Source organism: Streptomyces sp. NPDC058525 (genome assembly GCF_042719495.1).
Taxonomy (GTDB): Bacteria; Actinomycetota; Actinomycetes; order Streptomycetales; family Streptomycetaceae; genus Streptomyces.
The window spans coordinates 1-11,999 of the sequence record NZ_JBHXNP010000039.1 but is presented as its reverse complement, the minus strand read 5'-3'; the positions used below and the strand labels follow the sequence as shown (position 1 = coordinate 11,999).

Sequence of the window (11,999 nt, the reverse complement as noted above, 5' to 3'; positions counted from 1 at the left end):
GCCCCGGGAATGTGACACCCGGCTCCGACGGAGTGCGCGTGTCACGCGGCACGGGTGAGGACCCGGTGGCCGCCGGGCCACCGGGTCCTCACGTCTTCCGTTCACCCCTCAGGGGGCGGGGGTGTCAGCAGGCGCCCTGGTCCTTCCAGACGCCCCATTCGCCCGTGCTGCCCGGCTCCTCGTGCTGCGTCCACCACTGGGCCTTCCAGGTGCGGCCCTTGTGCGAGACGAGGCTGCCGCCGGTGTAGACCTGGCCCGCGACGTACGCCGGGCTGGTGCAGGCACCGCCCGTCGGCGGAGGCGTGGTGGGCGGGGGAGTGGTCGGCGGGGTCGTGGTCGGCGGCGGCGAGGTGGGCGGCGTGGTCGGCGGGGTGGTGGCGCCGGGCTGGACCACCGTGACGCCGCGCGCCAGGTCACCGGCGAGCGCGTACGTCGTGCCCGAGATGTTCACCGTCCAGTTGGAGGGCGTGGAGACCGGCAGGTAGTAGTTGAACGCCAGGTCCACCGAGGCGCCCGGGGCCAGCGTCTGCCAGGCCGGGAGCTTCAGGGAGACCCGGTGGAAGTCGCCCTTCAGACCGCCCACGTTGCTGCCCGTGTGGTCGCTGCGGATCACCTTGGTGCCGAAGCCGGACTGGTCGGAGGCGTTGCTGGGGGCCGCGGTCGCGTAGTCGAACTGGAACTCGGTGCCGCCCGGCAGGGTGGCGTTGGTGTTGTTGGTGATCTTGAGCTTCGGGGTGATCGGATAGTTGGAGTCGCCGAGCTTGAATTCGGTGAACTCCGTCTTGATGTCCACGGCCTGGGCCGGCAGCACGGTGTTCGACTTCTTCGCGCCGTACGGGGCCGCCGCCTTGAACTTGTCGTACATCAGCGAGGTGAGCGTGTCGCCCATCTCGTACTGGCCCTTGGCGGCGTTCCAGGCGTAGTCGCCGGCCATCTCCCAGACCATGGTGCCGCCGATGCCGCGGTCGACCACGTAGTCGGCCTTGGCCGCCACCGACTGCTCGTCCTCGGTGGACAGGAAGACCTTCTTCTGCGCGTTCCACAGCCACGGCGCGACCAGCGTCGCGTCGTACTTGCGGGCGTAGGTGCCGGTCAGCGTGGTGTTCGCGGGGAAGCCGTACTTGGTGACGTAGTCGCCGACGATCCCCTTCTCCAGGTTCTTCGCGTGCCACATCGGGTTGGAACCGGCGGGCGACTCGGCGCCGTTGGTGTCCTTGTCGTGCCACAGGTTGTCGATGCCGACGGCGCCGTCACCGCACTTGGTCAGGCCCGCACCGGCCGGGCAGGTGGTCGCGGGGGCCTTGCCCCACAGGCCGTCGGTGCCGCCCTGCACGTTCTTGTGGCCGCGGGTGTAGTACGGCAGGCCGATGTTGATGCGGCCGGCCGGCATGGAGCCGCGGAAGTAGTGGTACGCCCAGTCGGTGTTGAGGTAGCCGATGTTCCCGTACTGGGAGCTGCCGTAGACGTTCGCGGCGGCTAGCTCGGCGTCCTTGCCGTCGTCGAAGAGCGAGGCGTTCGGCCCGACGAACTCGTTCCAGGCCCCGTGCAGGTCGTAGGACATGATGTTGACGTAGTCCAGATACTTCTGCATCTGGAAGGTCTCCATGCCGCGCAGCAGGTAGCCGGAGGAGGGCGCGGCGACGGTGAGCAGGTAGTGCTTCCCGTCGGCGGCGCCGGCCCGGTCGAGCTTCTCGCGCAGGGTCTTCATCAGGACGTCGTAGCCCTTGACGAGTCCGGCGCGGCGGGCGTTGGACAGCTGCCAGTCCAGCGGGTTGCCGGCGTCCTTCATCGTGGTCGGGTACTCGTAGTCGATGTCGACGCCGTTGAACCCGTACTTGCGGATGAACTCGACCGAGGAGTTCGCGAAGGTGTCGATGCCCGCCTCGTTGACCGATCCGTCGGCGTTGGTGGCCATCGAGTAGAAGCCGCCCGAGGCGACCCGGTTGCCGTCGTCCCCGAAGTAGCCGCCGGTCTCGGCCCAGCCGCCGACGGAGATCAGGGTCTTGACGTCCGGGTACTGCTTCTTGAATTTGGTGAGCTGGTTGAAGTGGCCCTTGTACGGGAGGGCCGGGTCCATCTCGGCGCCCGCCACGCCCGGCCAGGTCATCCCGGTGGCGGCGTTGTTCGCGTTGTCCGCGCCGACGGAGATCTTGTTGTCGGCGCCCACGTGGGCGAAGGCGTAGTTCAGGTGGGTGACCTTGGACCACGGGATGTTGTTGGCCAGGTACGCCGGCTCGCCGTTCTTGCCGGTGCGCCAGCCGGTGAAGTAGCCGATGACCCGGCGCTGGTGGTCGGCGCCCATCTTCTCGCGGCCTTCGGAGTCGTACACCGAGCAGTACGGGACGTCGACGCCGGCCGTCTTGTACAGGCCGTCGGGCCGACAGCTCTCGTTGTCGGCGGCGTGCGAGACGCCCGTCGAGAGTCCGGCCACCAGCAGGCCGGCGATTGCGGCGCCGGATGCCAGCAGCATCGCTCTCGTACGTGTGGGGGACAGCATCGTGCCTCCTGGGGAGGGGAGGAAGGCGGGACTGGGCAGGACACAACATGCGGAAACGTGAAGCGTGTTGGCCCGCGACGTGCGCACATCTGACGGGCTGCTCCCGGGGAAGATGAAGGGAACGTTAAGAGGACTAGACCACCCCGTCAATAGGTCTGGACCAACCCCGCGTCCACTTGTCCAGGTCCGCCCCCCGGCCGCCCCCGCGGCCCCTCCCGTGTGAGCCGGGCCACATCCGCATGTGAGCCAGGCCACACGCCCTCACTCGCATGGCCGCCGATCACCCGTGGCAAACTGGCTGGAGTACCAGTAAGCAGCGCACTCCGGGGTCGGTGTAATTCCGAACCGGCGGTTATAGTCCGCGACCCGTCCGCAGCCAGCGGCCGGTTGACCAGGTGAGATTCCTGGACCGACGGTTAAAGTCCGGATGGGAGGCAGTGCGCGGCGGGCCAGTGACCGGTACGCCGCCGTCGGCGGTTCCTCGGCACATCCGTGTGGATGTGGCGCTGCGGACCGTTTTTCCGGCATCGGCGTCCCCGTGTGCGCTGTACCGCTCCATCTGTCGTATCCCGACAGGCCCCGGAGTCCGTGCCCCTTGAGGCAGGAGGACCCGGTGGCGACACACGCCGCGCACGCAGCACCCGACGCGGACAGCCGCGCCATGCGCCGAGCCGTCGAGCTCGCCGCCCGCGGCCTCGGCTCCACCAGCCCCAATCCCGTCGTCGGCTGCGTCATCACCGACGCCTCGGGAACCGTCGTCGGCGAAGGCTGGCACGAGCGGGCCGGCGGCCCGCACGCCGAGGTCCACGCCCTGCGCGCGGCCGGCGACGCGGCCCGCGGCGGCACCGCCTACGTCACCCTGGAGCCCTGCAACCACACCGGTCGCACGGGCCCCTGCGCCCGCGCCCTCGTCGAGGCCGGGATCACCCGCGTGGTCCACGCCGTCTCCGACCCGGACCCGCAGGCCCGCGGCGGCGCCGAGACCCTGCGCGAGGCCGGGATCACCGTGGAGGCCGGACTGCTCGCGGACGAGGCCGAGGCGGGCAACGCCGCCTGGCTGACCTCCGTACGGCTCGGACGCCCGTACGTCCTGTGGAAGTACGCCGCCACCCTCGACGGCCGCATCGCCGCGGCCGACGGCACCAGCCGCTGGATCAGCTCCCCGGAGTCCCGCGCCGACGTCCACCGGCTGCGCGCCGAGTCCGACGCCGTCGTCGTCGGCTCCGGCACCCTGCGCGCCGACGACCCGCACCTCGCCGTCCGCGGCATCGCAGGGGCCGTCCAGCCCCTGCGCGTCGTCCTCGACACCCGCGCCACCGTCCGGCCCGGCGCCCGCGTCCTCGACGGGGCCGCGCCCACCCTGATCGCCGTCGCCGAGGACGCCGACACCCGCCACCTCGCGGACGTGGAGCTGACCCGGCTCCCCGCCGGCAAGGACGGCATCCGCGTGGACGCCCTCCTCGGCGAGCTGTACCGGCGCGGCGTCCGCTCCGTCCTCCTCGAAGGCGGCCCGACCCTGGCCGGCGCCTTCGTCGCCGCGGGCGCCGTCGACAAGGTCGTCGGCTACCTCGCCCCCGTCCTCCTCGGCGCGGGCCCCGCCGCCCTCGCCGACGCCGGCATCGGCACCCTCACCGACGCGCTCCGGCTCCGCATCACCGAGACCGTCCGCATCGGCACCGACATCCGCATCACCGCCGTCCCCACGGCGCCCTCCGTCCCCACAGCCCTCAAGGAGCGCTGAATGTTCACCGGAATCGTCGAAGAACTGGGCGAGGTCGCCGCGGTCGAGCCGCTCGAGGAAGCCTCCCGCTTCCGCCTGCGCGGCCCCCTCGTCACCGAGGGCGCCAAGCACGGTGACTCCATCGCCGTCAACGGCGTCTGCCTGACCGTCGTGGACACCGCCGACGGCGAGTTCACCGCCGACGTCATGCAGGAGACCCTCAACCGCTCCAGCCTCGGCGCCCTGGCCGTCGGCTCCCGCGTCAACCTGGAGCGCCCGATGGCCCTCGGCGGGCGGCTCGGCGGCCACCTCGTCCAGGGCCACGTGGACGGCACCGGCGAGATCCTCTCCCGCACCCCCTCGGAGCACTGGGAGATCGTCAAGGTCGCCCTCCCGGACCACCTCGCCCGCTACGTCGTCGAGAAGGGCTCCATCACGGTCGACGGCGTCAGCCTCACCGTGGTCGAGGCCGCCGCCGACTGGTTCACCATCAGCCTCATCCCGACCACCCTCGCGCTGACCACCCTGGGCATCAAGAAGACCGGCGACCCGGTCAACCTCGAGGTCGACGTCCTCGCCAAGTACGTCGAGCGCCTGCTCGCCGCCGGCGTGAACCCGCTGCACGCGACGGGAGACGCGCAGTGAGCGCCCTGACCTGGCTCAACGCAGAGGCCTTCACCGTCTTCGGCCAGAAGGTCATCTGGTCCGACATGATCGGCAACCTGATGGGCCTCGCCGCCCTCGCCCTCGGCTGGCGGCGCTCCATATGGACCTGGCCCGCCCAGCTCCTCTCCGGCCTGATCCTCATCGCCGCCTACGCCTCCGCCCACCTCGCCGGCGGTGTCGGCAAGCAGCTGCTCGTCATCGGCGTGGCCGTATGGGGCTGGCGCGCCTGGCAGCGCGGCCGGCAGCAGGCCCAGGACGGCTCCATCGCCGTCCGCACCGCCACCTGGAAGGAGCGCGGACTGCTCCTCGCCGGCGCGGCGCTGGGCACCCTCGCCGTCGGCAGCCTCTTCACGGCCTTCCCGCAGCTGTCCTGGAGCCCGTGGGCCGACGCCTACATCTTCGTGGGCACCATCGTCGCGATGGTCGCCCAGGCCCGCGGCCTCGTCGAGTTCTGGTTCGCCTGGCTCCTCGTCGACCTCGTCGGCGTCCCCCTCGCCTTCAACAACGGCCTGGCCTTCTCCGGCCTCGTCTACGTCGTGTACTTCGCCCTCGTGCTGTGGGGCGCCTACGACTGGTACCAGCGCTCCCGCACCACCCCCGCCCCGGCCCTGGAAGGAGCAACGGCATGACCAGCCTCAAGCCCGTGCCCGCCGTCCCCGAGAGCTTCGACGAGCCCTTCCGCCTCGACCCCGTCGAGCAGGCCATCCGCGACATCGCCGCGGGCCGCCCGATCGTCGTCGTCGACGACGAGGACCGCGAGAACGAGGGCGACCTCGTCATCGCAGCCGAGAAGGCCACCCCCGAGATCATCGCCTTCATGATGAGCGAGTGCCGCGGCCTGATCTGCGCCCCCATGGAGGGCACCGAGCTGGACCGGCTCCAGCTCCCCCAGATGGTGCAGAACAACACCGAGTCGATGCAGACCGCCTTCACCGTCTCCGTCGACGCGAGCGCCGCCCACGGCGTCAGCACCGGCATCTCCGCCGCCGACCGCGCCACCACCCTGCGGCTCCTCGCCGACGGAACCTCCGAGCCCGCCGACTTCGTCCGCCCCGGCCACATCTTCCCGCTGCGCGCCAAGCCCGGCGGCGTCCTGGTCCGCAACGGCCACACCGAGGCCGCCGTCGACCTCGCCCGCCTCGCGGGCCTGCGCCCGGCCGGCGCCATCGTGGAGATCGCCGGCGAGGACGGCGTCATGCTGCGCCTGCCCGAGCTGATCCCCTTCGCCCGCAAGCACGGCCTGACGATCATCTCCATCGAGGACCTGATCGCCTACCGCCGCTCCGCCGAGCCCACCGTGCGCCGCGAGGCCGAGGTCAGCCTGCCGACCGCCTTCGGCGCGTTCACCGCGTACGGCTTCCGCTCCACGGTCGACGGGGTCGAGCACGTCGCCCTCGTCCACGGCGAGATCGGGGACGGCACCGACGTCCTGGTCCGGATGCACTCCGAATGCCTGACCGGCGACATCTTCGCCTCCCAGCGCTGCGACTGCGGCCCCCAGCTGCACGCCTCCATGGAGCGCATCCAGACCGAGGGTCGCGGGATCGTCGTCTACCTGCGCGGCCACGAGGGCCGCGGCATCGGACTGCTGTCCAAGCTGCGCGCGTACGAACTCCAGGAGCGCGGCCGCGACACCCTCGACGCCAACCTGGAACTGGGCCTGCCCGCCGACGCCCGCGACTACGGGGCCGGCGCCCAGATCCTCGCCGACCTCGCCGTGCGCAGCGTCCGGCTGCTGACCAACAACCCGGACAAGGCCGCCGCCCTCGTACGACACGGCATCGAGGTCTCGGGCCGGGAGGCCATGCCGGTGGAGGCGGGCGAGCACAATCTGCGGTACCTGCGCACCAAGCGGGACCGGATGGGCCACGACCTCCCCTGGCTGGACGGGGCCGTGTCCGCGTCCTCCACCTGCGCCAACCAGTAACACCGGCAACTCAGAAACACCGGCAACCCAGATACCACCCGCACCACCCACCCGAACACGAACCACCGAGGAGCAGAGCTGTGAGCGGCAAGGGCGCACCCGAACTGAGCGTGAAGAACTGCGGAGACCTGCGCGTCGCGGTGATCGCCGCGCAGTGGCACGAGAAGGTCATGGACGGACTGGTCGACGGCGCCCTGCGGGCCCTGCACGAACTGGGCATCGACGAGCCGACCCTGCTCCGCGTCCCCGGCAGCTTCGAGCTCCCGGTCGTGGCGAAGGTACTCGCCGGTCGCGGTTACGATGCCATCGTCGCCCTCGGAGTGGTCATCCGCGGCGGCACCCCGCACTTCGACTACGTCTGCCAGGGCGTCACCCAGGGCCTGGTGCAGGTGTCGATCGACACCGGAGTCCCCGTCGGCTTCGGCGTCCTGACCTGTGACAACGACGAGCAGGCGCTGGACCGCGCCGGCCTCGAAGGGTCGAATGAGGACAAGGGGCACGAAGCGGTCACCGCCGCGGTCTCCACCGCCATGACCCTGCGGACCGTCAGCGAACCCTGGCGCTGAGTGGCGTGGGGGAACCCCGTATTCTGAGGACCATCATGGCGAACGAATCCTCCAAGACCTTCGAAGAGCTCTTCACCGAGCTCCAGGCCAAGGCGACCGGCGACCCCAGCACCTCCCGCACCGCCGAGCTCGTCGGCAAGGGCGTCCATGCCATCGGCAAGAAGGTCGTCGAGGAGGCCGCCGAGGTCTGGATGGCCGCCGAGTACGAGGGCAAGGAAGCCGCCGCAGAGGAGATCTCCCAGCTGCTGTACCACGTCCAGGTGATGATGGTGGCGCGCGGGATCTCCCTCGACGACGTCTACGCCCACCTCTGACCTCCGGCACCGACACCCCGCCCCGCCCGCACCACCGCCCGTGTATCCGCGTACCCCACGCACAGAAGGAAGCCCCATGCTGCGCATCGCCGTCCCCAACAAGGGTTCACTCTCCGGACCGGCGTCGGCGATGCTCCATGAGGCCGGCTACCGGATGCGCAAGGAGTCCAAGGAGCTCGTGGTCGTCGACCCCGAGAACGAGGTGGAGTTCTTCTACCTCCGCCCCAAGGACATCGCGATCTACGTCTCCTCGGGCCGCCTCGACATCGGCATCACCGGCCGCGACCTGCTCCTCGACTCCGGCGCCAGCGCCGAGGAGATCCTGGCGCTGAACTTCGGCCGCTCCACCTTCCGCTACGCCACCACCCCCGGCGTCGCGAAGGGGCCCGAGGACTTCCACGGGATGACCATCGCGACCTCGTACGAGGGAATCGTGGCCAAGCACCTCGCCGAGAAGGGCATCGACGCCTCCGTCGTCCACCTCGACGGCGCGGTCGAGACCGCCATCCAGCTCGGCGTCGCCCAGATCATCGCCGACGTCGTCGAGACCGGCACCAGCCTGCGCAACGCCGGCCTCGAGGTCATCGGCGAGCCGATCCTCACCTCCGAGGCCATCGTCATCCGCGGCAGCCAGACCGACGCCGAGGACCCGCGCGCCCAGCAGTTCCTGCGCCGCCTCCAGGGCGTCCTGGTGGCCCGCAGCTACGTGATGATGGACTACGACTGCCGCGCCGAGCACCTGGAGCGCGCCGTCGCCCTCACCCCGGGCCTGGAGTCGCCGACCGTCTCCCCGCTGCACAACGAGGGCTGGGTCGCGGTCCGTGCCATGGTCCCGGCCAAGGAGGCCCAGCGGATCATGGACGACCTGTACGAGCTCGGCGCGCGCGCGATCCTCACCACCTCGATCCACGCCTGCCGTCTCTGATCCACCTCCTGCGCAACCATCGACGGACCCCCCGCAGAAGCCCTCGCACCACCTCTCGCAGAACCGAGCGCACACACCATGACCGAGCCCGCCGCCCAGCCCGCACCGCCCGCCCTGCCGGTCACCTTCCGGCCGACCCGCACCCGGGCCGTCCTGCTGAGCGTCGGGCTCGCCATGTTCGCCACCATCACGGCGATCGCCCTCCTGCTGGAGACCCTCACCGCGGGGGAGCGGATCAGCTTCGTCTTCATCGCGGTCCTGCTGACCTCCGTCCTCCTCCTGCTCAGCCGCCCCAAGGTGGTCGCGGACGAGGCCGGGGTCACCGTCGTCAACCTCACCAACACCCGCCGCCTGGAGTGGGCGCAGATCCTGCGCGTCAACCTCCGCCCGGGCGACCCCTGGGTCTTCCTCGACCTCAGCGACGGCACCAGCCTGCCCGCCCTCGGCATCCAGCCCGGCGTCGCCAGGGCCCAGGCCATCGGCGACGCCCGCGCCCTGCGCGCCCTCGCCGAGAGCCGGGGCACCGGAGCAAAGGACCACTGAGCCCGGCGACCCTCGTGGCTGCGTACCGTTGCGGCCGCGATCTCAATGACTACCCTGGTGGCGGGGCGCAGCAGTGCGCCCTCCCGCCTGCCCCGGGACCCCCGGGGCCCGTGGGCACCCTGCGACTTGAGGAGTGACTCCCTCCAGCAATGGACGGATCGTCCGGTAATACCCGCGCCGCCCTCCCCACGGAGGCGGCGGCATGACCATCCCGCTACTCCTGCTCGGCGCGGCTTTCGTCCTGATCCTCGCCAACGGTTTCTTCGTGGCAGCCGAATTCGGCCTCGTCACCGTGGAGAAGCCCGAGGCCGAGCGCGCCGCAGCCGAGGGTGACCGCCGTGCCCGCACGGTGGTCAAGGCCCTGAGGGAGCTGTCCTTCCAGCTCTCCGGCACCCAGCTCGGCATCACCATCACCTCCCTCGTGGTCGGCATGCTCGCCGAACCGGCCCTGGCCGTACTGCTGGCCGGGCCGCTCACCGCGACCGGCCTCTCCGGGGGCGCCGCCTCCGGCGTCGCCGTGGTCATAGGCATGCTGCTCGCCTCCGCCGTCCAGATGGTCGTCGGCGAGCTCGTCCCGAAGAACTGGGCGATCTCGCGGCCGCTCCAGGTCGCCCGCTTCGTGGCCGGCCCCCAGCACGCCTTCTCCCGCGTCTTCCGGCCGGTCATCGCCGGCCTCAACGCCGTCGCCAACCGGCTCGTCCGGGCGCTCGGCGTGGAGCCGACCGAGGAGATGGCCTCCGCCCGCACCCCCGGAGAACTGGTCTCCCTGGTCCGCCATTCGGCCCAGGCCGGCGCCCTCGAACAGGACACCGCCGACCTCTTCGTACGGACCCTCTCGCTGGGCGAGCTCACGGCCCAGCACGTCATGACCCCCCGGGTGAAGGTCAGCGCCCTGATGCACACGGCCACCGCGGCCGACGTGCTCAACCTGACCCGCGCCACCGGCCTGTCCCGCTTCCCCGTCTACCGCGACCGCATCGACGAGATCACCGGCGTGGTCCACCTCAAGGACGCCCTCGCCGTGCCCGAGCCGGAGCGCGGCCGCACCACCGTGGGCCGGATCAGCGTCGCCCCGCTGCTGGTGCCCGGCTCCCTGCCGGTGCAGCCGCTGCTGGAGCGGCTGCGCAGCGAACAGCCGATGGCCGTGGTCGTCGACGAGTACGGCGGCACGGCCGGTGTCGTCACCCTGGAGGACATCGTCGAGGAACTCGTCGGCGAGGTCCGCGACGAGCACGACCTCGCGGAGGACGAGGGCCCCGAGCTGGCCGCCGTGCCCGCCGAGGACGGCCGCCCCTCCTGGGAGGCCGACGGCAGCTGCCGGGTGCAGACCCTGCGCCGGATAGGCCTGGAGGTCCCCGAGGGCCCGTACGAGACCGTCGCCGGCCTCGTCGCGGACCTCCTCGGCCGGATCCCCGCCCCCGGGGACCGCGCGGAGCTTCCCGGCTGGCGGCTGTCCGTCCGCCAGGTCGGCCGCAACCGGGCCGAGCGGGTCCGGCTGGTCCGGCTCGCGGCGGTACCCGCGGCGGGCGCGTACGGGCCGGCCCCCACGGCCGTGCGCGCTACGGCCGGCCACGGCACCCACGGCACCCACGGCACCCACGCCGCCGCCGGCGACCCGGCCCCGCTGCCGGCCGAGCTGGAGGGCGCCGCCCGATGAACGCCCTCCAACTCCTGTTCGCCCTCCTCCTCGTCCTCGCCAACGGCTTCTTCGTCGGCGCCGAGTTCGCCCTCGTCTCCGTACGGCGCAGCCAGATCGAGCCGCTCGCGGCGACCTCCAAACGGGCCCGCCAGGTTCTCCACGGCCTGGAGAACCTGCCCCGCATGATGGCCGCCGCGCAGTTCGGCATCACCGTCTGCTCGCTCACCCTCGGCGCGGTCGCCGAACCCACCGTGGCCCGGCTCCTGGAGCCCGTCTTCCACGCCGTCCACGTACCGCAGGGCCTGATCCACCCCCTCGGCTACGCCGTCGCGCTCGCCGCCGTGATCTTCCTGCACCTGGTCATCGGCGAGATGGTCCCCAAGAACCTCGCCATGGCCGCCCCCGAGAAGACCGCCCTGTGGTTCAGCCCCGGCCTGGTCGCCTTCGCCCGCGTGTGCGGGCCGGTCACCACCGCGCTCGGCGCCTGCGCCGAGCTCGTCCTGAAGGCCTTCAAGGTCGAACCCAAGGACGAGGTCGAGGCCGTCTACACCTCCGCCCAGCTCGGCCGCCTCCTCAAGGACTCCCGGCAGGCCGGGCTCCTGGAGCCGGTCGAGCAGGAGCGGCTGGAAGACGCCCTGGAACTGGGCAGCCGCCCCGTCACCGACGTCCTCCTCGACCGTGACCGCCTGGTCACGGTCGGCCCCGACGTGACCCCGCGCCAGATCGAGCAGCTGACCGTGCGCACCGGCTACTCCCGGTTCCCCGTCCGCGCGGCCAGCGGCGCCTTCATGGGCTACCTGCACGTCAAGGACGTACTCGACCTGGAGGACCGGGAACGGGCCGTGCCCCAGCGGGTCTGGCGCCGGATGACCACCCTGTCGGCCACCCTGCCGCTGGACGACGCCCTCAGCGTCATGCGGCGCGACGCCACCCACCTGGCGCAGGTCGCCGACCCGGCGGGCCGGGTGCTGGGCCTGGTCGCGCTGGAGGACGTCCTGGAAATGCTGGTCGGCGAGGTCCGCGACCCGTCGCACCGGTCGTACGTCCGGGGCGCCTAGGCCGTCTCTTTCGGATCTAGCTCCCCCAGCTACCGCTGGGAGGTGCCCCCAGACCCGCGCCGCCTGGCACCGCGCCTCGCCGCGTTGTCGGGGCGCCCCACTAACTCACCTACACGGGCGCCCCCCCCCCCTGCCAGTGACTTA

At 71.5% G+C, this 11,999-nt stretch carries 11 protein-coding genes and 1 riboswitch; of the genes, 10 read left to right on the top strand and 1 reads right to left on the bottom strand.

Annotation, left to right across the window (positions count from 1 at the left end; translation table 11 throughout):
* Window positions 1-124: 124 nt before the first annotated feature.
* Window positions 125-2,497: a chitinase C-terminal domain-containing protein gene (locus tag ACFWP3_RS19380; protein ID WP_384222434.1), complete on the bottom strand. Its 2,373-nt coding sequence runs from the start codon at window positions 2,495-2,497 to the stop codon at window positions 125-127.
* A gap of 314 nt (window positions 2,498-2,811) precedes the next feature.
* Window positions 2,812-2,942, top strand: a riboswitch (FMN riboswitch).
* Between the two features lie 150 nt (window positions 2,943-3,092).
* Between ACFWP3_RS19380 and ribD the strand changes: the two genes are divergently transcribed.
* The 10 genes from ribD to ACFWP3_RS19330 all read left to right on the top strand — a co-directional run bounded on the left by ribD (window position 3,093) and on the right by ACFWP3_RS19330 (window position 11,855).
* Window positions 3,093-4,238, top strand: a complete 1,146-nt coding sequence (gene ribD, locus ACFWP3_RS19375; protein WP_384222433.1) for a bifunctional diaminohydroxyphosphoribosylaminopyrimidine deaminase/5-amino-6-(5-phosphoribosylamino)uracil reductase RibD — start codon at window positions 3,093-3,095, stop codon at window positions 4,236-4,238.
* Window positions 4,239-4,862 carry a riboflavin synthase gene (locus ACFWP3_RS19370; RefSeq protein ID WP_384222431.1) on the top strand — a complete coding sequence of 208 codons (624 nt, stop codon included), beginning with the start codon at window positions 4,239-4,241 and terminating at the stop codon, window positions 4,860-4,862.
* Entirely contained in the window at window positions 4,859-5,512 is a 654-nt protein-coding gene (locus ACFWP3_RS19365; RefSeq protein WP_384222428.1) for a nicotinamide riboside transporter PnuC, read from the top strand. Before ACFWP3_RS19370 ends, ACFWP3_RS19365 begins: the two co-directional genes overlap by 4 nt.
* Window positions 5,509-6,810, top strand: coding sequence for a bifunctional 3,4-dihydroxy-2-butanone-4-phosphate synthase/GTP cyclohydrolase II (locus ACFWP3_RS19360; RefSeq protein ID WP_384222426.1), 1,302 nt, complete (start codon window positions 5,509-5,511; stop codon window positions 6,808-6,810). Before ACFWP3_RS19365 ends, ACFWP3_RS19360 begins: the two co-directional genes overlap by 4 nt.
* Window positions 6,811-6,890: 80 nt before the next feature.
* Window positions 6,891-7,376, top strand: coding sequence for a 6,7-dimethyl-8-ribityllumazine synthase (gene ribH / locus ACFWP3_RS19355; protein WP_007262951.1), 486 nt, complete (start codon window positions 6,891-6,893; stop codon window positions 7,374-7,376).
* 35 nt (window positions 7,377-7,411) lie between these two features.
* Window positions 7,412-7,690: a phosphoribosyl-ATP diphosphatase gene (locus ACFWP3_RS19350; protein ID WP_384222424.1), complete on the top strand. Its 279-nt coding sequence runs from the start codon at window positions 7,412-7,414 to the stop codon at window positions 7,688-7,690.
* A 76-nt stretch (window positions 7,691-7,766) separates the two neighbouring features.
* Window positions 7,767-8,615 carry an ATP phosphoribosyltransferase gene (gene hisG, locus ACFWP3_RS19345; protein ID WP_384222421.1) on the top strand — a complete coding sequence of 283 codons (849 nt, stop codon included), beginning with the start codon at window positions 7,767-7,769 and terminating at the stop codon, window positions 8,613-8,615.
* A gap of 78 nt (window positions 8,616-8,693) precedes the next feature.
* On the top strand, window positions 8,694-9,158 hold the full coding sequence (locus ACFWP3_RS19340) for a PH domain-containing protein (protein WP_384222418.1): 465 nt from the start codon (window positions 8,694-8,696) through the stop codon (window positions 9,156-9,158).
* Between the two features lie 202 nt (window positions 9,159-9,360).
* Window positions 9,361-10,815, top strand: coding sequence for a hemolysin family protein (locus ACFWP3_RS19335; RefSeq protein ID WP_384222415.1), 1,455 nt, complete (start codon window positions 9,361-9,363; stop codon window positions 10,813-10,815).
* Entirely contained in the window at window positions 10,812-11,855 is a 1,044-nt protein-coding gene (locus tag ACFWP3_RS19330; protein WP_384222412.1) for a hemolysin family protein, read from the top strand. The genes ACFWP3_RS19335 and ACFWP3_RS19330 overlap by 4 nt, the downstream gene beginning before the upstream one ends.
* Window positions 11,856-11,999 lie beyond the last annotated feature (144 nt).